Genomic DNA, 24474 nt, shown 5'->3' with positions numbered 1-24474 from the left:
CAATAAGGCCGGCAATGTATTAAATATTTATTATAACATCGTCGACAATTATTCACAATTTACCACCATTGTCTATATATTTCAATAATTCGACTTATTTTTTATATGCAACTCGACTTATTTTTTACTTTTATCCAGATTAGGTTGTTTATCAAATCAATTTAGCCTATAATTAACCTATTACAACAAGGGAGGAGAATTTCTGGATGAGAAAAGGAATTCTTATTATTACAAAAAGTTTGTCTACTCAAAACGGTATCTATAAATATCTGGAGCCGATCTTCCAGCCATACCTTCAAGTAGATGCAACCCTTTTCAGCCAACTGGACTCCGTTGACTGGGATAAATACGATCTTTTGATTTTTGCTTCACAGTCTTCGCTTCAACTGGTTCAGCCTATGCTTCCATCAAATATTAAAACAATCATATGTACACGAATATTGAATCACGCATACCTAAGCAAAATTCTGATCATACCGCCCGGATCAAAAGCATATCTTGTCAATGATGCAGAATTCTCGACATTGTTTGTTATTGACCAGTTAAAAGAAATGGGGTTTACCCAATATACATATGTACCTTTTTATCCAGGCTGTACGATACAGGATAAATCCATCAAATATGCAATTACCGCCGGCGAACCGCATCTTGTCCCACAAGGTATTCCGACTGTTATAGACATTGGCAATCGTATAGTAGATATATCTACTATACAGGAAATTGCTTTGCATTTTGATCTTCCTATTTCTTTGTCTAACGAAATAACCAAAAACTATATTATCCATATGGTTCAGATAATGAAACTATCCAATTATCAGTTGTCCATCTCATTGAGCACCCAAAAGCTGACCTCGGATATCATAAATTGTCTGAATATAGGTATTTGTGTATATGACGATTCAAATATTATAAAAATGTTCAATAACCATTTTATTAAACTATTTTGCCTGACAAAGCAATATCTGAACGATACAAATTTGGAAGCTTTGCTGAAGAGCCATTCACTCCCTACCACTTTTCTATCCATCTATAATACAGCAATGTATATACAAAACACTAACGGACAAACAATTCAGATAAAGACCGTGGAAATACCTTCAGACTCTCACCGGCATCTTTATCTCATGATGCTTAATGATGTAAAGGCAGAATCTATTGAACAGCAAGCTATAGCTTATAAAGCAAATGAAAAGATAGCAGCTGACTCTCTTTATAGCTTCGAGGATTACATCACAAAGGATGCAGCAACACTGAAAATGGTGGAGAACGCCAAAAAAATCTCACTTACGGATTATCATATTGTTATACATGGCGAAAATGGTACAGGAAAAGAGATCCTTGCTCGGGCCATCCATAACAATTCACCGAGAAAGAACAATCCTTTTATTAGCATCCCAATCAAAACCCTTATATCTAACTATTTTGAAGTGGAGCTGTTTGGCTATGAAGAAGGAGCTTTCCCCGGAGCAAGAGAGGGAGGAAAGCCAGGCCTTCTTGAGCTGGCGAACAACGGTACGCTATTTATTGATGGAATTGACCATATCTCCTATGATCATCAGCCTATATTGTTAAGCGCAATCAAAGAAGGAAAGATACGTCGCTTAGGAGGTACCACAGACATACCCATAGATATCAGGATTATCGCTTCTACTACTCAGGATTTATATAAATTAGTTGCTGAAAAAAAATTAATGAATGAATTGTTCTATAGCATCAACATTATGTCACTTTATACTGTTCCACTTCGCAACAGGCGTGATGATATACCAATGCTTTTTGAATATTATTTAAAAAATTTATTGAAAAGCTCAAAATTTGCATTTAAGTCAATCTGCTCAGACAGTCTTTATGATTTTCTAATTTCATATAGCTGGCCCGGCAATACAAGAGAAGTATCGAACTTATGCCGATATCTTACATGCATCGGAGAAAAAGGCAAGCTCAATATTAGTGATCTGCCTCGCTATATTATTGATAATTCAAATTTTGTATTGGATGATATCAGTGTCATAAACAAAGAAGTTATCAGATTTATTGATGCTAATCCGAAAATTGGCCGTTCGAAGCTATGTAAATTGATGAAAAATATTGATATAGAAATAACTGAAGGCCAGATGCGCAGTATCCTCCAAGAACTCTCAGAAAAGAAGATAATTATAATAAATCGTACTCGCGGCGGATGCGAGATCACTGAATATGGGAAGCTATTGCTTTAATTTCTCCATCCAGATATGTTCATACTCATTATAATTTCTGCGCCGAGGAAGATATTGACGCTACAGTAGATCTGGCAGTGGAAGTGATCAAAAACTTAAGCGAAGAATCTATCAACCGCATAATGAGAAGATAAGCTTTTTTGCCCGTTTTGAAAGGACAGGCTTTAGCTTGAATAATAAGGAATACAATTATACAATAAAAGAGAAATATTTTAGAAAGGCTTGATTTTTATGCAGATTGATCGGATGCTGCAGATAGTTTATATATTGCTGAATAGAAAAACCATTACGGCAAGCAAACTTGCAGAACGGTTTGAGGTATCCCAGAGAACGATTTATCGCGACATAGACGCTTTATGCCAGGCCGGAATACCTGTTTATACAAGCAAAGGCAAAAACGGAGGTATAAGCATTCTTGATAACTTTGTTTTGAATAAATCCGTTTTTTCAAAAGGCGAACAAAATGAAATAATTGCTGCTTTGCAAAGCTTAAGCGCAGTAAATTACCCTGAAGCCGACCGTGTCCTTTCAAAGCTGAGCAATATTTTCGACAGCAAATCAAATGACTGGATTGAGATTGATTTTTCAGGTTGGGGAAATTTAAAGCAGGAGATGCTGGCCTCGATTAAAAATGCTGTAATAAACAAAAAAGTGATTTCTTTTGAGTACTATAATACCTATAGAGAAAAAGCCCTCCGCACTGTTGAGCCTTTGCAGCTATTGTTTAAAGGAAAAGCCTGGTATTTGAAGGCATTTTGCAGAGCCAAACGATCCATGCGCCTTTTCAAACTTAGCCGCATTAAAAATATTCAAATCCTGGATGAGCATTTTAACAGGCAATTGGAAAATGAAGCTTCGGTTGCATTTGATATAGGACCTGACAAAAATATCGTAGATATTATGATGAAAATCCACTCCTCACAAGCATACCGAGTATATGACGAATTTGATGATGCACAGATATCGTTGAATGAGGACGGGAGCTTTACGATTTGCGTATCCTACCCCGAAGATGAGTGGGTATATGGCTATATATTATCTTTCGGAATGTATGCAGAGGTCATTGAGCCAGCCCGCATCAAAAAAATTATAAAAGAACAGCTTGAAAAAACTTTGGACTTTTATAGATAATATGACATGCTGTTGTCAAATTATCGGGTGTATACTGCAAATATCAAGATAAAATACGAGGAGAGGTGCTAATGAACATGCAAAATTTCTGTCAAAGCTGCGCAATGCCTATGACTGAAGAAAGTCATTTCGGCACAAACGCCGACGGAACAAAGAATAAGGATTACTGCTGCTACTGCTATCAGAGCGGAAATTTTACCAAAGAAGAAAACATGGAAGAAATGATTGAAAATTGTATTCCCTTCACACTTGAAGCCGGGGTATATCCCGATGAAAATGCAGCAAGAGCTGCCATGCTTGAGTATTTCCCTAATTTAAAGCGCTGGAAAAAGATTTAATTACCAAGACGGTTCTTTAAAACTGCTATTATTTCTCAGTTTCAAAGAACCGTCCATATTTTTTCTTTATCCTTATCCAATTCCAGCATAAATATATTTGAATGCTGGTTAATTTTTCATTTATACATTTGCTTATATAAGTGACGGAATCTGTTTTATTTAATCGCTGCGGTCAAATCAATTATTGCTTCCGGCTTCCGAAAGAGTGCCGTTATTTGTAAATGTTCCGCTCTCTTCCGTAAAAATGTTACTATTGTTGATCACAACCGCACCTGTATTATTGATAAAAGCTCCGTTTTCAATGCGAAGAAAGAATCCGTCCACGATGACTACAGCATCATTTGTAAATGTACCGTCTATTACAGCGGCCATACCGCCGTGCGTGTTGACAAGTCCGGCTTCAAGGTAAAGGGACCCTTTGTTCTCAAAGGAACCGTCAAAAACACGGAGCTGACCGCCTACCGGCCCGCGGTCTTCCTCATCCCCGATGACAGATGCGCACAAACTCAGCCTGCCGTTGTTGATCACCTTTCCACCCTTTTGAAGAGCCATCACGGAGTAATTGATAAAATCCGCAGTGTAGGAATCGGCACCCAGGACCTTGATCGTTCCGTTGTTTATCAAGGTACCCTCGATATAGAAATCGTTCCCGCGGTTTACCGTTACGGTGACTCCCTTTGGTATGGCGAGTTCACCCGTAACAACCAGGGGTTTCCCCAGGGAGTCAATAGATATGGACTTCACATTTTTATCCGCCAGAGCCGTCTTAAGCGCCTCATAAGAAGGAACGGAAACGGGTTCGGGCTTTTGTTCGTTTACCAGCTTGATTGCACTTACATGACCATCGCCTGTGAACACGCCTTCCGACAATAATTTCTGGGCGAGAGTCTGGACGCCGCCCTTCAAATCCGCTTCCAATGCGGCCCATGACACGAGCACGGCATCCCCACGCAAGAAATTCACCGTATCCACTCCGTCAGGAAGGATGCCGACCGCCATAGCCAGGGTATCCGGTGCATTCCAGGCAAAATCCCCTGAAGCATCGCTGTAATTCAGCGCGCGGAGCATGAAGGTCAGATACATATCCGAATCTGCATTGCCGGTGCCAAACTTTGTAGCCGAAACGCCCTTGGTTAGCCCCTTTTCGTAGCCATAGCCGATATATTTATCGGCCCATGAATCCACATCCGTAAAAGGGTGCCGCCAACTGCCGCTTAAGGCTTCCGATTCCTTCCCAAGCATACGGATCAGCATGATCAGCGCTTCCGTGCGGCTAGGCGCCCTGTCAAGATCAAAGTCGGTTTCAGATACACCTTTAAATAGCCCAAGCTGTTTAAGAGCTGCGGCTTTCACATTTGCCCCATCAGAATTTGCCCCATATGCCGGCATGAGCGTTGCAAGGCTTAAGGCCAGCATCAGAATAATGGCAATGATACCTTTGGTTTTTTTCTTCATATTTCGTCCTCCTTTTCTTGAATGATTGATAGATTTTCAATACATCACCCTCATTTTACAAAATGGGAAAGTACAAAAGGTGAGCTGTCAGCCCACCTTTTGTACATTTTTCGAGTGGACTTCATCTGTATGATATTGTGAATTTCGCCTTGCCTTCAATTGCTTCAGCCGCATGCCGCATATCCTCGCCCAATATGACATTTTCGAGATATGCCAGCGAAAGCAGCGGCGTAAGGTCGCCATCGATGACGTTTTCAACCTCAATAAATCTAAGTTGCGTCAGTTTTTCAATCCCGGCAAGGGTGTCTAACGTTGTCTCATAAAGATTGAGCCTTTGCAGTCCGCTGAATCCATCAAGCGCTGCCGGAGATCGAATCGGCAGCTTACCTGCGTCAATCTCATAGAGCATGGAGCAGTTTTCTAACGGTGACAAATCAGTAATACGAGTATCAAACAAGCAAGCACGCTTCAAAAACTTTAGTTCACCCAAGGGCGAAATATCTGTAATGGGATTATTCTTTATATCCAAAACCTCTAGATTCGCCAAAACAGTAATGGAGAAATATCCGTAATCCCCTGCATGGAAATGGAAATTTGTTTTAGATTGGACATTTTTGCAAGGTCAGCAAGAGATCGGATAGGACCTTCCTTCATTTTGTTGCTTTTGATAAGACGATCAGCTGCGCTGTGCAGCTCCTCTCCGGTTTTTGCAATCAAAGCATCTCCGAAAATATACAACCCTGTGACCGAAAGCAGATCGCCCTCAGTGATGATTTCATCTTCCCCTTTGTCCAGTTGAAGCCGAACAGCCTTTTCAATCACAGGCTCTTCAAAAGCAACACTCACAGAAGGCTCTAAGGCGGAAGACAAGAAATCAGTATAGCGCCCGATGGAAAAGCCTGCACAAAGAAATGCCATGCAGGACAGTATCGTTGCCATCCATCTCAGGGCAGCCTTTTTGCTCCTGCCATCCACGTGGAGTAAAGCAGATTTTAGTTTTGCTGCCGAAGAAAATCTGTTCTCCGGTGAAAAAGTCGTGCATTTTTTATATATACTTGCAAGCCGGTCATGACCCAGTTTACGGATGACCTCTTCAGCGTTGGTCTCTCCGGTGAGCAGCCAGCCCAACACCACTCCTATGGAATAAATATCGGTGCGGCAATCAGTTTGCGAAAAGCCGTATTGCTCCGGAGGAGCATACTCCCTGGTGCCGAAGAACTGGGTATCAGTATCCGCTCCGCTTCTATAGATTCTGGCAATATCAAAATCAATGAGAATAACCTGTCCATCATCCTTAACGATAATATTCTGAGGCTTGATGTCCCTGTGGATGACAGGATTTTCCCGTCCGTGGATATAGGCGAGGATATCGCAAAGCTGTACGCAAATTCCTATAATGTCCTTCTTTGTCAGATTGTTTTCCGTTGCAAATCGATCGAGAGTCTCACCTTCCATATATTCGCGTACAATGCATACTGCCTTGTCATTTTGGAATTCATCTACAAAGGCAGGAAGGCTGATGTGATGGAGAGATTTCAATATATTGCTTTCATGCACAAAAGAATAGAGATTTTTGTCATAGAATTTTGCAACATAAAACCGTTCACCGTTTTTTTGCTTAACCAAAAATGTCTCCGTACCGTGGCTGCATGCCAGGCACTCCATCTGAACGTATTTCTCCAGAAATCCTGCAGGATATTCCGGTTCATCAAAGGTATTTAAAATATCGGTGACAGCTGCACTTATATCATTCATTTTACTCTGCTGCTTCCTCCAATCAAAGGTAATTCCAATTCGTTGAGAACACTTTGTGTTTCTACAATGGTAAAGTGATTATGCAAGCAGTAGATGACCGCCGCATCCCGTTTAATGCGCGGATATAGAGCGCTCATTCCGGCATGTTTTAAAAGCTCCTGAGCCGTGTCTACATCGGCATCAAACCCAAAGGCCAATTGGAGAACTGTATCCCTTGACGGCTTTCTTGTCCCTTTGAAAAGCTGATGCCCAAAGGAGCGTTCAATATTCGCCCGTTTGATAATACGCTCCGGCACTTGACCTTGATTTTTGCACAGTTTAGTTATGTATTCACTGAAAGACTGTAACTGCATTTGACCTGTGTTCTTTTTCATGAATTGCTCTAAATTTGATGTTTTGAACAGGCGTTTGAATAATGTGCTTGTTCCGATTTTATTTGCTTCTTCATCCATGTTACTCACTTCTTTCTTTGATACGAACCTCTGTTGGCTTCATGGCATATTTGGATACCCGTTTCTGACTTAGTCTTCCGAATTAATGTCAATAAAACGGCTGCCTCTCCCCCAAACTGACAGGATCGGCAATACCTTTACAAATGCAGACTGATCAATTCCCTTAATAAACTTCTGTATCATGATGGATTGATTTGGTGAGCAAACGGATTCTATTTGAATTTTTTCATCATTTGTATAGCCGCCTTTTATTTTAGAAACCGTTACTCCTCTTCCTAATTGGAACATGATGAATCTACTGATCTCTTCATACTTGCTGCTGATTATTTCCAGCTTGTACAACTTGGTACCGAATCCAAACATTATATAATCACAAACCTTTGTAACTACCAATTGACTGATAACAGAATACAATGCTATATTTCTTCCAAAGGCAAAAGCTGATATGAGTATCACAATTCCATCTAAAACCATCATAATATAGCTTATATTTATTGCCGGGAAAACTTTTTTATTTAAAATTCTTGCGATGGTATCTGTTCCTCCGAAGGAAAATCCTTTGCGGAGTATCATTCCTACTCCAATTCCGTAAAAAATCGAGAAATAAATTGAAGCAAGAAGAAGGTCGTTTTCTATAAATTTAAATTTAATATCCTGCATGACCAATAAAACCGTCGGGTATAAAACAGAAAGAAAAACAATTTTCAAAATTTCTTTCTTCCCCATAAGTAAAAATGTAACGATAAGTATAATAAATGTCATAAAATAATAAATATAAGAATAATTAATATTCATATATTTTTCTAAAATAATTGCCAATCCTGTTATTCCGCTTGTAATAAGACCGTTTGGCTTGAGAATATAATTCACGGCAAAGGCGGTAATAAAACAGCCAAGGGTTAAGTAAACAATATTATTTAATAAATTTTTTATATTTATTTTATCCATATGTCACCTATATCAAATTTACTGTGAAACCGTAAATTTTCTGCTCTTATGATTGTTTTTTTACATAACCCATTATACATTATTAGCCGTCACACAACAACTTAAAATAGGTGAAATTATTATTCCAATTCCCGGAGCCTATGCACAACGTTATACCTCGAAATATCATCCTTCTCGTCCCATTTTGCATTTATTTGAGGGGTGACTGACGAAGTAGCCCATGTGTCAAAAACAGAGCTCTCAGGCACAAACTCGTCACCTCCGCAATAACAAGGCTTATCAGGCTTTGCTTCAAGAGGGTTTACAGGCAGCATCTTTTCACTTGCAACTATAACCTCACCACAGTTTTTGCAATACCATACAGGGAAAGGAACACCAAAGTAACGCTGACGGTAGGCGGCGGCGTATCAAAAGTTTTGCATCTCTTTTTCTGCTTGTTTAAAGTCATAGTTTTTCTGCATGGCAATACCTCCTTAAATTTTACGAACACAAAACAAAAATCCGCCCGAAGCTTTTTATATTTGTTTAGGGCGGAACGTATGCGTCCGCGGTACCACCTAAATTCAGATATGACTATCTGCACTCTGACAATACGGGATAAATAAATTATCCGATACTGCTTTCCTTTTAACGGCGGAAATTTCCGTTGAAGCCTACTAAGATTATATCCTTTCGGTTCACAGCTCAAAGACTACTTCCATACTTTCTTCACGAAGATTTTCACCAGCTCAAAAAGTCAATATCTATAATATAAGCAGCGGGCCGATTATGCTCATTTTCTATTCTTAGAAATATATGCTCCTATGCCGCTTCCAATCAAAGCAATTGCTCCATATACTACAGTGTAAATCCAAGCGCTTGAATTATAGAAAATGAATATAGACGGAATAAATAAGATTGCTACAATTACAGAATAAAACAAACTGAATGGCTTTTTTAAACCATATATCATAGAGCAAACAAAACCTATCACAGGGATAATTATTAAAAGGATTAGAATGGCTGATCCTGTATCTTTAATGAATAATGGCAGGAGATAAAAACTAAATAAAGTAACCAATAAAAACGGCAGCATATCTTTCAACTTTTTCATTGTTATTCTCCTTTGCAAATAAAATATTGAAGGTATCTTTGTCTCCATTTATCAGACGAAAAATTTCGTTAAATGTTCTATATAATTAAAAACACAGGCTGACCACCTGTGCTTTATTCTTTATAACTAATAATAGGTATTCCTTCTTCTATGTTATCGAAAATTGTTTTTGCCAAATATAACGGAGCATTTATGCATCCATGAGTCCCATTTCTTTTATATATTTCTCCTCCAAAAGAATGTCTCCAGCTGGCATCATGTATTCCCATATTCCCGAAGAAAGGCATCCAATAGGTTACTTCAGATGCATAATTTGTTCCCCTTAAGGTCGCATCCTTTTGCTTATAGTTAAGCATATAAGTCCCCGTCACAGTGGAATGCCCCCTATTAGGATTTCCTGTTACTACAGGGCCCTGGGTGATCAGCTTTCCATTTTTATAAAACCATAAATACTGTCTCGTTATATTGACCTCCACATAAGTATCTCCTATTTCATCTGCGCCCCTGAATAATGCCTTTTGAGCATATATAGGCTCTTTTTCAAGAGTCTCACCGAGGTCTATATTTTTCAATAATGCTTTTGTTTCAGCAGCGAGATCAATCTTCCACCCATAAAGTCCGCCTTCCACCTCTATTACTTTACCTGTGGATGTTTTAAAACTCCTTTTCATCCCAACCGTATCATATTTTCTGCTCAATTCCTTTATATATCCCATCACTCCTGTTTTGTCTATTAGCACATCCAAATTTTCATCTATAATAAGCCATTTATTTATTTTATCTCCATCCACTATCTCACTCTCACTGCCAAATTTATAATTTATATTTGCGGATACATACTTGTTTAACAGCCTTAATGTTTCAGGTGTCTTATCAGAGTTTAAGGTATACTTAGGATTATTGTAGCAACGCTTTTCATCTATATCCAGTTTCAAATCGCCCTTTAATATGCTTAGCTTTATAGCTTCATACAGTTTATCCTTCAATATTTTATTTCCCTGAACTTCTTCAATCAATTCATAGGAACCACTTGAGTACTTAAAATCCACATTTTGGGGCTCAATTATATCCTTTTTCAAGCAATTTAGATTATTTATTTCATTATCCAAATCATTCACATCATAAACAAACAGATCATTTACATAATATTTTTGTTCTTTAAACAATGAACTTATCCATGTAAGCGGATTTTTCTTGCGCAATATCTCAGGGATGCTGTTTCCTTTATTGTATTGCATCTGTATAGCCTGCCCTGTTATCTCTTGTGTTCCGCCATTTCTTTCTATCAACTGCAGCTTATAGCCTTTAATATAATTTCTTACCACATGGCCCGTCTCATTATGCGCTTTAAGTGAGAGGTCTATCCCGTTTATAACTGTGTTGAAAAAGAAATGATTGATAAAGTATAATGAAATAATTAAATAGATCAGTATAATGGAAAGTATTGGAATGAGGATATTCCCTGTAAATCTATTCATAAAAAGCTTTTTTATATTATTATTCTTCATACCGACTTATACCTACTATTGAATCAGAAAGTTATATCAAGATAATTATATGTTTGTGTTAATGTTATATTCATTTTCCCTATATTTAGTTTGCCATAAGAATACCATGCCCTGTAAAAGGGCAATAGCATACATGAGCCAAACATTTCTCTCTTTCCTTATTATTGTTGTTCTCTCGTCTTCTGTGCAATTTTGAAAATAACAAATTCTTTCAGTTTCTTTACGGAACCTGAATCGTCACTTGCCCCGCATCAATGATCTGAATCACACCACCCCACACACACATCAATTTAGAGGTATTATTCAGGGCTGGCATACCATCAATGAGCACCGTGGGCGAACCGGGCGTCCACGGTGCAACTGCGACAGGGATGCAAGGCATCGGCGTCAATACGCCTAATGCTGCCGCCGTAGCAGCTGCTACCGCCGGATTTGCCAGGGACTGGCACATGCCGAAAGGCAGAACATTAACCATCGGCTTATTGTCCATGATATTGGCAACAGGCCCTCCGGAAGTGATCACCCTGCTTTGGGGCATCACCATAAGAGAAGATGGCGCCGAACCGAAAGAGCACGACAGTATGGCACCATTGCACACACACATTCCCAACGTATTTTCCCCCTTTTTTCTGCGTTTTCAGCAGATCAAGCTAATTTGTTTTATCCAATGCCTGCTGGCTTTCTGCGCCTGGATTGATAAAAATTCGTTCTCAATTGATTTTGATCATTGAGCCTTTCAGATCCAAGATGCCGCAAGATTGAATTCTTAAAGAGGCATTAGCTGTCAGTTCGGTCTCGCTCTCTCCATTTATCTGCAACCTTTGTCGGGCTTTCAGTGAGATGATATCTGCTTTTAATGCGGCTTTCCCACCACTGCCGTCCAGTTCCAGAGAAGCTCTATCTCTGCCTGCGTTGAAGGATATGCTTCTTTCTGCTGCTACCACAATTTTTCCGTTTTTTCCGTCGATCTGCAGCATATTCTTCCCATCTTTATCCTGGATCACGATCATTTGCTTCTCATCTTCCAGAGTGATTTTCAAATTTTTCGGGGTATGTATCTCCAGACGCTCCTTATCTTTTTCTTCCTCAAAAATGATTTCATGCCCGCCCTTGGTCTTGATCCTTTTCACCGCATTTGTTTTATTGGCTGTCTGGAGAGGAATTTTATCTTCCTTTCTCCAGAGTGAGCCGATGACATAATACCGGCTTGCCTCACCCGCATTAAAGGCCAGAAGCACTTCGTCACCTGCTTCCGGCAGCCAATAAGTACCATGGCCATTGCCTGCGTAGGGCTGGGCCACCTGCATCCAATCGGTCATGGTCTTATTTTCTTCCTCCAGGAAAACCTGTACCTTGACCATGCCCGGATGTTTTCCGTCCGCATCCCAGTTTTCTGTCACAACCCCTGTTGTTATCCCATGGACATTCCTAACTTTTTCTTTTTCCATTTTTCTTCCACTCCCTTGTCCTAATTTTATCATTTTTTTACTAAGAGTGGATCGAAATTTGGAAAAAAGTGTTGGCCCGTTAATGAACTATTGCAACATCAAAACTCGTTCTCATATTTTTTGAAGAATTCATAATATGTGCGCACATTTTCCAATTCTGTCCACCGTTTCACATCGACAGGATTTTCATCCAGATCATATATCTTTGCTCCGTGCATGGCAAGCAAAAATGGCGAATGTGTCGATATAATAAACTGACAGCCCAAGAACCTTGCAGAATCCTCAATAAATTTCATCAATTCCATCTGGCGTTTTGGAGAAAGACTGTTTTCCGGCTCATCCAATATATAAAGTCCTTTTTCGGCGATTTTTTCGGTAAAATATAGGAAAGCACTTTCTCCATTCGAATATTCTCGTACATTATCCATCAATTCATGTCTCACAAAGCGGGACTGGGTTTTACTTCTGGCTGAATTTACTTTTTTAAGCTGCTCGTAATCCGCTATAGATTTCATCATAAAATTAGAATATTTCGCATCCAAATATTCATCAAAAAGTTTTTCCCGTTTTTGGTTAATTCCCTCATTGAGATTGCGGATGTTCAGCATATAATCAAATACATCATCACTGGTGATAATCCTGCTGCTTTCAGGGATGCCGGCTTCAATCTCCATATCACACATATTGACATAGTCGGGATAAAAATTAGATTTGTTATATATAGAATCACGATGTATTCCTGTTTTTTCTGCTATCACATTTAAAGCCGTCGATTTTCCCGAGCCGTTTCCGCCATATAAGATAGTAACCGACTCAAAATCAATTCTTTCAAAACCATGCCTTGATAATATCCTAAACGGATAAAACGAGTCATAGCATGTTCTTTTTATACCAATAAAAAAGTTGAATTCCATATCTCCATTTGGAAATGTAAAAGTATTTAAATAAATCATTATCATCTTCCTTTTCCGGCACTGCATATATAATATCATAATCCTGAAATATATCTTTAGACACATTAAAATTCGTCCGGGAGCCATTCATATATACGGCACAGATACATTTGTAACCAGACCATACAAAGGTGTAAAAGCTGCTAAGATAGCATAATACTAAAGGAAGAAATCGGGGTTCCTCACCGCCGGACTGATTCTGCTTCTCATATCTCTTTGATGCTTCAACTAATAATAATTTGCACATAATATTCCTTTCTTTTCATCTGCATCATCTTTATTAATCATATTCCATTACCACCCTTTTTCTTATTATAAAAGAAAAGGTTATATCTGTAAATTGAGTTTTATTTAATATAGCCGTAACGGTTATATTGTCTTTGCCATACGTCTTTGTCAAATCTTTGAACTGTAAAATGGCCATTATTTGCCTCCCTATTTTCTTATGCTGTTGTATACAGCTATTGCATCGGTAATATTAAACTGTTCCGAATGGTTATCTCCTTCTGCACCGGCTGTAACCAAAACATATTCTTGATTACCCACTTTGGCGAGACTTGCGAGACACAGGCCAGCCTCATCAGTATATCCGGTTTTTCCTCCTAAAATTTCTCCGCCAACAATGTTTTGATCACTGAGTCCTTTAAACATGGTACTGTAAAAGGTTATCCCATAAGGATGCCTATTCGTAGGCCGTGTGGAATGACGTGACGACGTAAAAACCTCCCGGAAAGTATCATTTTGCAAAGCATAACTTAGAAGAATAGCCATATCTTTGACTGTTGTGTAATGGTTTTCATCGTGAAGTCCGATCGCATTTTCAAAATGGGTATTATCCATGCCGAGATCGGCCGCCTTTTTATTCATCATCTTTACAAAGTCTTGTTCTGAGCCTGCGATCTTATCCGCCAGCGCAATGCAAGACTCTGCACCGCTTGGAAGCAGCACCCCGTATATAAGGTCAATGCCCCTCACCTTCTCACCCGGCTGAAAACCTGCCATTGATGCATCTGCTTCGTACAGCCCCTGGAACATAGAATTGGTAAGTTTGATTTCTTCCTTCAGATCAGGTAAATTTTCTATCGCAACAATGGCTGTCATCATTTTACTCAAAGAAGCAGGATAGATTTTTTTTTCGCTATTTTTCTGCATTAGGATGGCATGATCTTTCAAACGGATCAAAATTGCATTAGGACTGTTCAGTCTGTCGGAAGATATAGAAAAAGAGGGATGGGGTTCTATCTTTGACGGAGGAACCAGTGTTATTTTATCGGCATATTTTTTCTCAAATATTTGATGGTTTTCTGGAGTAATGATAGATTTATAAACAAAAGCAGCAATGACAACTATCAACAAAAGTGCTACAAATATGCATACTCCTAGCTTTTTCTTTTTTACTTTTCGCACCATAATAAAACAGCTCCTTATTCTGTGATGATATTATTCAATCACAGAACAAGGAGCTATGTTGGAATTCCATCTTATGAACTTCTTAAGATTTTCTTATACCGAATAGGAGATTTCAACTTTTTCTTGAAAAAAGCTTCATTGATCTAATAAACTTCGATATAAGCCTTTTTTATAATGGAAGATTTACTGTAAATGTAGTGTTTTCTGGGTTGCTTTCCACAGATATTGTTCCACCGTGAGCCGTGATAATTTCTCGTGCGATTGCCAAACCCAGCCCTGCTCCACCGGTATTTGTGGAACGTGCAGAATCTAAGCGGTAAAATTTTTCAAAAATAGTTTCAAGCTTTTTCTGCGGGATTGGATTTCCCTGATTCGTAAAAGTTATAACCATAGTTTTGTCCTGCTGTTCAGCAGAAATGTCAATGACGCTGTTTTCATAGCTATAGGCTATTGCGTTTTTCAGAATGTTATTGAACACACGGGCCAGTTTGTCCGCATCCCCGCACAGAGTGAGGCCGTCAGGCACATTGACTGACACCTGCTTCCCTTGTGGAGTCAGCATTGGATAGAATTCATCTGCCAGCTGCTGGAGCATGAAAAGTAAATTTATTTTTTCTTTATTCAAAACAATAGTTTGAAGATTAAATCTTGTGATTTCAAAAAACTCATTGATAAGCTGCTCTAAGCGATAAGCTTTTTCCAAGGTAATACCGACATATTTTGCCTTCTGTTCAGGAGGCATATCAGAGGCTTCATCGAGAAGACTTAAGTATCCTATAACGGAGGTCAGAGGTGTCTTTATATCATGAGCCAAATAAACGACTAAATCATTTTTGCGTTGCTCGGCCTCAAGCGCGGCTTTCTTTTGTTTTTCCAAGTTGTTTTTTATCTGATTTAGCTTATTTTCCATAAAATCCAATTCCGGCGATAATGTAATTTCATCAACGGATTCCTCGGCAAGTTTATCCATTCCGGCACTGACCTCATCGAAGTATTTAGTAAACCAGGAAGTTGAAAATTTAAATATAATAACCAAAAATACAAGAATTACAATTAATGTAATAACTTCTATATTGTTGTAAAATATTAACCGGTAAATTGATAAAGCAACGTTTTCGCGCAAATGTAACGTATCCTTTAAAAATTGTACAATACTATCCCCAACACTAAAGTTTTTTTGAATTACAAAACGCAGGAGGATAACAGTTGCAGCCGTGGCAAAAATAATAAGAAACATTCGAAAGAATACTTTTCTTTTTAATTTTGTATAATCATTCCTTCTTTTATCTCTCCTACTTTTCAATTTTATAGCCAACCCCCCATACCGTTTTGATATATTTAGGATGTTCTGCGCTGTCGTGCATTTTTTCTCTCAAATGTCGGATATGGACCATTACCGTATTATTGCTATTGGTGAAATACTTGTCTCCCCATACCTCATGGAACAATTCTTCCGAACTGACCACACGTCCGCGATTGGAACAAAGGACCCAGAGAATTGAGAACTCTGTAGGAGTAAGAGATAGCTTTTTTTCATTCAGCGTACATTCATGGGTATCCATGTCCAATACCAAACCGGAAAAGGCAATCAAGTGTTCTTCTCGGTTTGGCTCCCCAGAATTATATTTGGTAAATCTTCGGAGCTGCGCCTTTACACGGGCAATAAGTTCCAAAGGGCGGAACGGTTTAGTGATATAATCGTCCGCACCTAATGTCAGCCCGGTAATTTTATCGATTTCTTCTTCTTTGGCTGTCAGCATGATAACCGGAAAATTATGCTTTTCCCGGATTTGCTGACAGATTGAAAAACCGTCTACATCAGGTAGCATGACATCCAAAATAGCCAAATCCAATCTTTCATTTTCAATGCAGTTAAGAGCATCCTTCCCGTTATAAAATTTAAAGACCTTATAATTCTCATTTTTCAAATAGACTTCAACCAAATCGGCAATTGCTTGCTCATCATCAACTATTAAAATATTTCCAGCCAAAAGCGTCATCTTCTTTCTTTTAAGTATATATCCCCATGATTATTATATCACGAAGCAAAAATCCATTTTATAGCTTTTTACTTATTAAAATCTTAAGATTTTCTTAATATCGCAATAATGACGCTTAACATAATTTAACCCTTCCGGCCCTTTTTCCGCAAATTCCGCTATTCCTGTTTCAAGAATTTCCGCCAGTTTTTCTTCTGTCAGCTTTTTCAGCATATATTTTACCTCATTATTTTTTCATCTTCGAATATTTCTTTACATATATAATTCGTTGAATGCAAGCATCCGCTGTGCTTAGCCGGTCTGTCCTATGCAGTGCGGCAGCATATAAATCTGCCGCGCACCCCTTCCTCAGCACCATAGCCACCGCTTCCGCATCGCTTTCGGTTATTCCCGTACACAGGGCACCTTCATTCTCCAGCAAAACAGCGTTTTTATTCTTTAATTCCTTTGCCACAGCTTTTATATTTATAAAGCCGTTTTTTACCGTCTTGATATTTACGCCTGCAATCTGGGCAAGGTCATCTAACAATGGCTTTAAAATCCGTCCGGTGCTGCTGGCTTCCACTACCTCATCCTCTGTGGAATGGATGATATGAATAGCATTGCCGCATTTATAAATTTCAGCATGAAGCACCGCCGCTTTTGGGGCACCTTCAGGCAGCCCGTCTATCTTGTATTCGGCAGTATGCCCGCCGCATTCCAGAATAAATATATTCCCTTCCCGTTTACTCCTTCCGTAATCCGGAATGGAGACCGGCGGCTTTTTATTTTCTCCGCATGCCTTTCGGTACCTTTCTTCTGCCATATTTTCAAGAGCCAGCGCAATTTCAAAGGAGTTCTCAAGGTCTTTTCCCATACACATTGTTCCGTGATACTTCATCAGTACAGCTTTACTCCCGGGATAATTGCATACCGCTTCCGCCACCTTCTTACGAAGCTTCCCGGTTGACGGCATTCCATAGGCTGCACAGGGAACTGTGTCTCCCAATATTCTTTTATATTCGTCATCATGCACTTCAATGTCTTTTCCTTCAATGCTTAGGACAGAAGCCATTACCTGGTGCGTATGGATTATAAAATTAACCTCCGGCCGCATCCGGTAGGCTTCCGCATGTATCCCCTTTTCACTGGAGGGTTTTATGTTCCCCTCATAGGAGCAATCCGCGATATCAACCGCCACTATCTGCTCTGGGTTGAGTGTCTCATAGGCCAAGCCGCTTGGAGTTACTACAAATTGTTCATCTGAAATCCTAGCGCTGATATTTCCCCATGTCCTTGCTATAAGGCCCTTTTCCACCAGTATTTTTCCTGCTCGGATTACAAGCTCTTTTGCCTCTTCTATTGAATATGCCATATTAACTCCAATCTATGCGCTCACGCGCATGTACAAATCAAGAAATATCAACAGGTTCGCATTTTGACAAAACACGTTGAAACCTTACTAATACATCATCTATCATATCTTCAGCATATGCAGCACTTGTATATAATCTTGAGCCGGCCAATGTTACAATTCCTTCCGCCATATATGCGGCTCCCATATGCGCCATACAATCTTTGTGGCCTCCTACTCCGCCTGCAGCAAGTCATAATACCAATTCCCGTCAATATCATATAATTTTGCGCCTTCAGCTTTCGTTATTACGATAGGAAACGGATAATTAAACGCCAGATTATGCTGTACCCCATCGGGTATTATTTGTTTTGCTTCATCAATACTGGCTTATAGTCATCAGGCAGTTCTTCTTCACTTAAAAATTTGAAATTGTCATCATTAAGTATTGGTATAAATACTTCGTATGGAATCCTGGAAAACTCACAGGCATAATCACTGGCTCCGAACCACATACCTTCTTTGCTGCTCAAATTTAAGCCTCGAGCAAACTTCGTATAGTTTGAGCAATCATGAACTGCTAAATCCCAGCTCTCTTCATCGGCTATTTTCATGAATTTCAGAGTTAATTCCCTGCTCCAAATCGGGGATATATAGCCTTGCCTGGAAATATACATGTTTTCTCCGTAATAATTGTATATGTTATTCTCATTTAAATGCAATTCTGCACAATTGATAAAATCGAGTTTTGTCTCTAAAATCGCTTGCTTTTTCTTAAAAAATGCTTCGAAAAACTCAAGAGTCATGGGAGTTTCAATACCTACATTTTCAATATATTTTTTGGCTATTCCAATATTTTCAATAACTTTATCTGAACAATTAGTAGCACCCAGGTTGAAACGTATCTCATCAAGACCGGCTTCACCTAATGCTTTCAATGTCTCTTCCGCAGCTAAAGTGCCATTTGTATATAGATGTTGATAAATTTGAGCATCACTAAATTTCTTTATAATCGAATAGTATTTTTCAATTTCTATGAATGGCTCTAAATAAACGTAGGAAATGCCAGTGGGCTTCTGTTGGATAGAAAGAAGCAAATCAATATCCTTCTCATAAAATTTAGTGCCTCCGATTTCCCACATACCTTCGCCAACGGGAGAAATATCATCTAGTTCTCCATAATTATAACAGAACTTGCACTCTAGGTTGCATTTGTTCGTTTTCCTAATTGCACCCAAGCCAGTGCCCAACAGGCAAGAACGGCATCCTTTTGGAAATTTATTTTCATTTCCTACAAAAAAAGTTCTATTCTCTAAAGTTTTCAAACCTCTAATTCCCAACATTAACGCATCATTTCTATGATCTATCGCTGCCTCAATTTGTGCAAAGGTAGAGCAAATGATTTCTTCATGTTTTGTACTAATCTTCGCTTTCTCAGGCAATTGTGAAAAAAAATCAAACCATATCAAAGCATCTTTCTTTGAAATTTTCATAACGTATCATCCCCTAATTAAATGATTGCTGTAAAGTGATTCTAAATAACCACTAAACCTTTATACCTGTCTTTTGGCAAAACTCCCGGAATTACCCGCTGCCATTCCAAGCCATTTTCACACCGTTTACAACTATTTTGGAAGGTATGGGCAATCGCAAACCCCTCGCTGAACCGAGCTATTGCTATGAAAGTTTTACGATTCATATAAATGATTCCTCATATTTTAGCTACCACGTTCCGAATAATTCAGACACAACTTATGGAACATGATCTTATTAAGCCATCCATGAATGTCCATTAAATAAATATTCTGCTTTAACATTATGACATTTAGTGGCTTATTTTTCAAGTTTAGTTTAAAATACAAACCTCGAGGCTATTCCGTTTATTTCCTCTGCTGCCCCCGCTATTACAAGACCCAGTGGCATGTATCTATATAATACTATTTTGGATTTTGATGCTGCAGAAATGGACAGCTTTATAAAATTATTGAAAAAGCAGGACTAAACTACACTGATGGCCTGCTGCAGAAATACAAAATCGTATTGAGCTATATAAAAAGCAAAGGCATCGGAGCTTTTGGTTTCAATGCCTTCGCTTTCATTTGTTTTTTGAACTTCATTATCCAGCAGCATATGCTTCAGCTGCAAAGCAGATATAGTAGCTTAAACCTGTCTGTTGTCCTTCGATCATTTGCCTATGGAAATCATCTGTCATTAAAAACCTCGTTTGAGCTGCAAAACCATTTGCATCGATGCTCATATCCTGCTGCATGAACTTGATATGCTTTTCAATTGCATCTGATACATTCTTGTCATTTACACTGACACCGTTCTTCAGCGAGGCTGCCATAAACGACATGAATTCAGCTGCTTCATGGGCTTTTTGGTTCATTGCATCTGCATTGATTTCGCTTGTATCAATCTCATAGCCGTATTTTCCCCGCAAATGCTCATTCTGACCAGCAATTGCTTCCTCCCATTCCTTTTTATTTAATCCGTTAAACATTTTTTCCTCACTCATAGGTACTCCTTTCTCTTCATGTTGGATCGTTTCCTCCAGGGTACGCAAAATGCCGACAAGCCTTTGCTCTCTTGCTTTTAACAGTGAATACTGTTCGCTAAGACAATTCAGCCGGTCCGGTTCATTGTCCAATGTGTTTTTAATATTTTCCAAAGATAAATCCAACTCGCGATAAAATAAAATCTGCTGCAATCGTTTTAGTTCCTTATCGCCATAATAGCGATAACCATTTTCGGCTATACTTTCCGGCATTAATAATCCGATTTTCTGATAGTGGTACAATGTCTTAATTGTCACACCGGAAAGTTCAGCTACTTCATGTACTGTATAGGGCACTTGACTTCACCTCGTTATCAAGTATAAACTCTTACCTTAGGTTGGAGTCAAGCATTTTTTGAAGATTTTATTTCTAACTGTCTCGCAGTTCGGTCTTTTAATGTAACAGCTGTAAAGCTTGGGTTTATTCTAAGCAGCAGTCATCGTATTCCCATGGACTGACCGTTGGATCCTTCCGGATATGGGAATATATATTTTTCTTTATTTTCTATTGTGAATTTGGCTAATTTTGCAGCGATACTCCATTTTTTATACAAAAATTATACCCCCGATACGTTCCCATGAACGCATATCGAGGGTTGAAGTTAATCTAGTAATTTTTAATCACGTGAAGGAAGAATTAAAAATTGATTCCTATATAATTGGATAGCAGCAACACCTAGGAGGATTGCCATTCCACCAAGGGATACCATTTGCACAATAGGAAATTCCCCGTTAAAGCCTTCTGGTGAACTTAAGAATTGATAAATTCCAAAGTAAGCCCATGCAACCGGAAGGGGAAAAGCAGCATTAAGGTTCTTTAAAAGCGTTGCAATGATTAATAAGACTGCTACTATAAGAATGATGATAGCCCAAACATCATCAGAAATACCGAATCTGCTCCATTCTAACTTGATAAGTGTAGCTGCTATATTAACAACTGTTGCTATAAATAACCAACCTGTATAAAGCCCAAAGCTTAAAGGAAGAATCCAGTGTTTTCCTTTCTGTATTTTAAGAAGTTTCTGGCATATTAAGGATAATATTATTACAAATCCTAGAATAAAAAGTACGGATAGTTCAAGCAGCATATAAGAGAAAGCAATAATCCAAGCTATATTTAAAATACAAGAGATTCTAAATAGTAATGTAATTTGATCTATAGCGCTCTGATAATACGGATCATTTCTTTTAACTATCATTACAATAACTGAAATAATCAATAATGAGTAGATAACACTCCATATACTGAAAGTAGTTGGACTTGGTGTTATTAAAGTAACATACATATCCGATATTTGTTTTTGTGTAAAGCCATTGATTAACCCTATAGCACCTAATAAATTAATTGCCAGGGCAGCTACCAAAAATATAAGATTAATCCATGCGTCTTTGACAATATTCATATATTTCCTCCTCAAATGAGTATTTAGATATTATTACCTATCCTAAGTCAATTATATATCACGCATAGTAATATCTCAAGATTTATATTTATTATTATTATGTTCTGTGATATATTATATCTTGAAAAGAGGTGTAAAATGAACATAGAACTTTCGATGCAAATAAAATCCCTGAGAAAATTAAATGGATACACTCAAAGAGAATTTGCGGACCTCCTTGGTGTGGGTCAAGCCACTGTGTCCAACTATGAGAAAGGCATCAGGGTGCCAGACACAGAAAAACTAGCTAAGATTGCAAGCCTCTTTGAGGTTACTTTGGATTACCTTTTAGGAAGAGATATAGATAGCCTCTCTAAAAAGGAAATTAATACAAAGATTATGGCTTTTAAATCCCTTGATGAAGCCTGCAGAATATTCTTGCGCCTTCTCATTGAGGGAGACCGTAAGGAGGCAGAGAGACTTATATATAATCTTCGTGAAAGTAAAGTTAATATAAGAGATATTTATTTTGGGATTCTCGGCAGAGCACTTAAGGAAGTTGGCGTACTTTGGGAAAGGGGCAATATAGATGTTTGGAAGGAGCATTATATTTCTGAGGTAGTAATGGATATTATGAGGGAACTGAAGGTTAGGGAGAGAAAAAACAAGAACGAGTCCCACTCAGTGCTAGCCCTCACTCCAGGTCCCGAAATGCATAACATTGGCCTTAAGATGATAGCCGACCTTCTTGAGCTAGAGGGCCGGGAGGTAACCTATATTGGCTCTAATGTACCTGTTTTGAGTATTATTAAAGCTATTGAAATTATTAAACCGAATATAATAGCCTTTTCTGTTACCATGCCCTATCATATAGAAGCTGCAAAGAATACCATAGCAGCACTTAGAAACTACTTTGATAATAAAGTTCCAAGGATAATAGTAGGCGGTTTAGCCTTTTTAAACTGCAAGGACCCTTGTGGAGAGAGCGGAGCAGATTTTTATGGTTTAAGCCTTGAAGATGTAAGCAGGGCAATAGAGAAGGGAGGAATTTAATTGATCACCAATGGTCGGATCGGTTATGCCTGTACTCCCATTTCCATACCTTATAGAACCTCTAGAAGCTTTCTTCTTAAGAATTTTAAGGAGGAAGTTTTTAAGGAGTGTGTTATGGACAATTTAAATGATTTAATGAACATACTCAGATGGAACGTTGATAGTAATATATACCTTTTTCGAATAAGCTCCGACATAATCCCCTTTGGTAGCCATTCAATAAATAAAATAGCTTGGTGGGAGATTTTTAGAGAAGAGCTTTCAAAAATCGGTGTCTTTATCAGGGAGAACAAGATCAGGATATCCATGCATCCCGGTCAATATACTGTCCTTAACTCCCCGAAGAAAGAGGTACTTCAAAAGAGTCTTGCAGATCTGGAGTATCACTGCAGATTTTTAGATGCACTTAATGTTGACTACACAAACAAGCTAGTACTCCATGTTGGTGGTGTATACGAAGACAAGAATTTCGCTATCAAGAGGTTTGTTGAAAACTTTCAAAGGCTTTCTCCTTCCGCCCAGAAGAGGCTTGTAATAGAGAATGATGATAAGAGCTACACCATTGAGGATATTCTTGAGATTTGTAACCTTCTTAAAATTCCTGCTGTCTTTGACAACCTCCATCATAAACTCAATCCCTGCAGCCTTAAATGGAAGAATATCATCTCATGTGTTAAAGATACTTGGAAAGAAGATGACGGAAGGGTCAAGTTTCATTATTCGGATCAGGATACGGTGAAAAAAGGGGGAGCCCACTCAAAGTCCGTAGTAACAGAAAATTTTTTGAATTACATGGAAAGCATCAAAGGTATTGAAGCGGATGTAATGCTAGAGGTCAAAGATAAGGAAATATCGGCAATAAAATGCATATACTCCTTAGATGAGATTCTGCCCGTCTCAAAAAGAACAGATCAGTGGGCAAAGTACAAATACTCTATAATGGAGAAAAACTATTCCTTTTGTAAACAATGTAGCAATCTCATAAATTCAAATATCCCAATATCTGAGGTTTACATTTACATGGATGAATGCCTGAGCATGCCCTTTCAAGAGGGAAGTTTTGTAAACACTGCCCATCATGTATACGGATATGTAAAGAATAGAGCAACAGAAAAGGAAAAGGAAATTTTTAATAACCTTTTAAGAGAGCCTGTGGAAAACAAGGATAAGATAAAGGGCCATTTAAGAAAGCTATGCAAGAAATATGATGTTAAGTATATGAACAAGTCCTATTACTTTATTTTGTAATTTGGATTTCCAGTACCTTTAGAAAGATGAATGATTCTGATTGATGAAAATAACTGTATTTATCTCAGCAAACCACCTTTTGTCTCAATGATTAGACCTATGAATGGCAGTATGTAAGCATATTCCCGATTTTCATCAAATGATATTGCCGTCCATGCCTCGATGGCCTTGAGTATATCATCATATTGATTATG

Annotated in this window: 27 protein-coding genes and 3 pseudogenes; 6 read left to right on the top strand and 24 right to left on the bottom strand. The window is 38.5% G+C overall.

Annotated elements, in window-relative coordinates:
- Positions 1-206 precede the first annotated feature (206 nt).
- From AC4HCY_RS10525 to AC4HCY_RS10510, 4 genes and pseudogenes are all read left to right on the top strand, one after another.
- A complete protein-coding gene (locus tag AC4HCY_RS10525; protein WP_323432325.1) occupies positions 207-2216 on the top strand; it encodes a sigma 54-interacting transcriptional regulator in 2010 nt (669 codons plus the stop codon).
- Positions 2217-2221: 5 nt separating this feature from the next.
- Positions 2222-2350, top strand: a pseudogene (locus tag AC4HCY_RS10520) (M42 family metallopeptidase); the annotation flags it as partial.
- Between the two features lie 112 nt (positions 2351-2462).
- Positions 2463-3347, top strand: coding sequence for a helix-turn-helix transcriptional regulator (locus tag AC4HCY_RS10515; RefSeq protein WP_323432326.1), 885 nt, complete (start codon positions 2463-2465; stop codon positions 3345-3347).
- A 71-nt stretch (positions 3348-3418) separates the two neighbouring features.
- The gene (locus AC4HCY_RS10510) at positions 3419-3685 is read left to right on the top strand and encodes a zinc ribbon domain-containing protein (protein WP_491094227.1); all 267 of its coding nucleotides are present in this window, start codon (positions 3419-3421) and stop codon (positions 3683-3685) included.
- A 177-nt stretch (positions 3686-3862) separates the two neighbouring features.
- Here AC4HCY_RS10510 and AC4HCY_RS10505 read toward each other — a convergent pair whose 3' ends face one another.
- The 24 genes and pseudogenes from AC4HCY_RS10505 to AC4HCY_RS10390 all read right to left on the bottom strand — a co-directional run bounded on the left by AC4HCY_RS10505 (position 3863) and on the right by AC4HCY_RS10390 (position 22000).
- On the bottom strand, positions 3863-5140 hold the full coding sequence (locus tag AC4HCY_RS10505) for a hypothetical protein (protein WP_491094226.1): 1278 nt from the start codon (positions 5138-5140) through the stop codon (positions 3863-3865).
- Between the two features lie 121 nt (positions 5141-5261).
- Entirely contained in the window at positions 5262-5669 is a 408-nt protein-coding gene (locus AC4HCY_RS10500; protein ID WP_491094225.1) for a hypothetical protein, read from the bottom strand.
- A 5-nt stretch (positions 5670-5674) separates the two neighbouring features.
- Entirely contained in the window at positions 5675-6895 is a 1221-nt protein-coding gene (locus AC4HCY_RS10495) for a serine/threonine protein kinase (protein WP_491094224.1), read from the bottom strand.
- Positions 6892-7347 carry a hypothetical protein gene (locus AC4HCY_RS10490; RefSeq protein WP_323432329.1) on the bottom strand — a complete coding sequence of 152 codons (456 nt, stop codon included), beginning with the start codon at positions 7345-7347 and terminating at the stop codon, positions 6892-6894. Before AC4HCY_RS10490 ends, AC4HCY_RS10495 begins: the two co-directional genes overlap by 4 nt.
- 69 nt (positions 7348-7416) lie before the next feature.
- Entirely contained in the window at positions 7417-8295 is an 879-nt protein-coding gene (locus tag AC4HCY_RS10485; RefSeq protein WP_323432330.1) for a YitT family protein, read from the bottom strand.
- Between the two features lie 119 nt (positions 8296-8414).
- Complete coding sequence (locus AC4HCY_RS10480; protein ID WP_323432345.1) at positions 8415-8627, bottom strand: hypothetical protein; 213 nt, start codon at positions 8625-8627, stop codon at positions 8415-8417.
- Positions 8624-8761 carry a hypothetical protein gene (locus AC4HCY_RS10475; RefSeq protein ID WP_491094223.1) on the bottom strand — a complete coding sequence of 46 codons (138 nt, stop codon included), beginning with the start codon at positions 8759-8761 and terminating at the stop codon, positions 8624-8626. The genes AC4HCY_RS10480 and AC4HCY_RS10475 overlap by 4 nt, the downstream gene beginning before the upstream one ends.
- Positions 8762-9067: 306 nt before the next feature.
- Positions 9068-9388 (bottom strand): DUF2651 family protein, encoded by a 321-nt coding sequence (locus AC4HCY_RS10470; RefSeq protein WP_323432332.1) that lies wholly within the window; start codon positions 9386-9388, stop codon positions 9068-9070.
- Positions 9389-9501: 113 nt separating this feature from the next.
- On the bottom strand, positions 9502-10896 hold the full coding sequence (locus tag AC4HCY_RS10465; protein ID WP_323432333.1) for a L,D-transpeptidase family protein: 1395 nt from the start codon (positions 10894-10896) through the stop codon (positions 9502-9504).
- Positions 10897-11116: 220 nt separating this feature from the next.
- A complete protein-coding gene (locus tag AC4HCY_RS10460) occupies positions 11117-11506 on the bottom strand; it encodes a DUF4280 domain-containing protein (protein WP_442916703.1) in 390 nt (129 codons plus the stop codon).
- A 100-nt stretch (positions 11507-11606) separates the two neighbouring features.
- A complete protein-coding gene (locus AC4HCY_RS10455) occupies positions 11607-12344 on the bottom strand; it encodes a phage baseplate assembly protein V (protein WP_323432334.1) in 738 nt (245 codons plus the stop codon).
- 98 nt (positions 12345-12442) lie between these two features.
- Positions 12443-13297 carry an AAA family ATPase gene (locus tag AC4HCY_RS10450; RefSeq protein WP_323432335.1) on the bottom strand — a complete coding sequence of 285 codons (855 nt, stop codon included), beginning with the start codon at positions 13295-13297 and terminating at the stop codon, positions 12443-12445.
- A gap of 13 nt (positions 13298-13310) precedes the next feature.
- A pseudogene (locus AC4HCY_RS10445) lies at positions 13311-13403 on the bottom strand (aminoglycoside 6-adenylyltransferase); the annotation flags it as partial.
- A 174-nt stretch (positions 13404-13577) separates the two neighbouring features.
- The gene (locus tag AC4HCY_RS10440; RefSeq protein ID WP_323432336.1) at positions 13578-13721 is read right to left on the bottom strand and encodes a hypothetical protein; all 144 of its coding nucleotides are present in this window, start codon (positions 13719-13721) and stop codon (positions 13578-13580) included.
- 11 nt (positions 13722-13732) lie between these two features.
- Entirely contained in the window at positions 13733-14707 is a 975-nt protein-coding gene (locus AC4HCY_RS10435) for a D-alanyl-D-alanine carboxypeptidase family protein (protein WP_491096058.1), read from the bottom strand.
- Between the two features lie 169 nt (positions 14708-14876).
- Positions 14877-16022, bottom strand: a complete 1146-nt coding sequence (gene vanS / locus AC4HCY_RS10430; protein WP_442916705.1) for a vancomycin resistance histidine kinase VanS — start codon at positions 16020-16022, stop codon at positions 14877-14879.
- Entirely contained in the window at positions 16000-16707 is a 708-nt protein-coding gene (vanR, locus tag AC4HCY_RS10425) for a VanR-ABDEGLN family response regulator transcription factor (RefSeq protein WP_442916706.1), read from the bottom strand. Before vanR ends, vanS begins: the two co-directional genes overlap by 23 nt.
- 75 nt (positions 16708-16782) lie before the next feature.
- Positions 16783-16920 (bottom strand): hypothetical protein, encoded by a 138-nt coding sequence (locus tag AC4HCY_RS10420; RefSeq protein WP_491096057.1) that lies wholly within the window; start codon positions 16918-16920, stop codon positions 16783-16785.
- Positions 16921-16933: 13 nt separating this feature from the next.
- Positions 16934-18061 carry a class II aldolase/adducin family protein gene (locus AC4HCY_RS10415; protein ID WP_491096056.1) on the bottom strand — a complete coding sequence of 376 codons (1128 nt, stop codon included), beginning with the start codon at positions 18059-18061 and terminating at the stop codon, positions 16934-16936.
- 37 nt (positions 18062-18098) lie between these two features.
- Positions 18099-18266: pseudogene (locus AC4HCY_RS10410) on the bottom strand (aspartate aminotransferase family protein); the annotation flags it as partial.
- A gap of 136 nt (positions 18267-18402) precedes the next feature.
- Entirely contained in the window at positions 18403-19533 is a 1131-nt protein-coding gene (locus AC4HCY_RS10405) for a radical SAM protein (RefSeq protein ID WP_491096055.1), read from the bottom strand.
- Positions 19534-20038: 505 nt separating this feature from the next.
- Positions 20039-20170 (bottom strand): hypothetical protein, encoded by a 132-nt coding sequence (locus AC4HCY_RS10400; RefSeq protein WP_323431699.1) that lies wholly within the window; start codon positions 20168-20170, stop codon positions 20039-20041.
- A complete protein-coding gene (locus tag AC4HCY_RS10395) occupies positions 20157-20894 on the bottom strand; it encodes a MerR family transcriptional regulator (RefSeq protein WP_323431700.1) in 738 nt (245 codons plus the stop codon). Before AC4HCY_RS10395 ends, AC4HCY_RS10400 begins: the two co-directional genes overlap by 14 nt.
- 320 nt (positions 20895-21214) lie before the next feature.
- Positions 21215-22000 (bottom strand): TspO/MBR family protein, encoded by a 786-nt coding sequence (locus AC4HCY_RS10390; protein WP_323431701.1) that lies wholly within the window; start codon positions 21998-22000, stop codon positions 21215-21217.
- 138 nt (positions 22001-22138) lie between these two features.
- On the opposite strand from AC4HCY_RS10390, the gene AC4HCY_RS10385 reads away from it, so the two are divergent.
- Both AC4HCY_RS10385 and uvsE read left to right on the top strand, forming a co-directional pair.
- Positions 22139-23032, top strand: coding sequence for a helix-turn-helix domain-containing protein (locus AC4HCY_RS10385; RefSeq protein WP_491096054.1), 894 nt, complete (start codon positions 22139-22141; stop codon positions 23030-23032).
- The gene (gene uvsE / locus AC4HCY_RS10380; protein ID WP_491096053.1) at positions 23033-24280 is read left to right on the top strand and encodes a UV DNA damage repair endonuclease UvsE; all 1248 of its coding nucleotides are present in this window, start codon (positions 23033-23035) and stop codon (positions 24278-24280) included.
- The last annotated feature ends 194 nt before the right edge of the window (positions 24281-24474 follow it).

Source organism: Lutispora sp. QWL-02 (assembly GCF_058315355.1).
The sequence above is the reverse complement of the archived record's forward strand: the minus strand, read 5'-3'. Positions and strand labels throughout refer to the sequence as shown.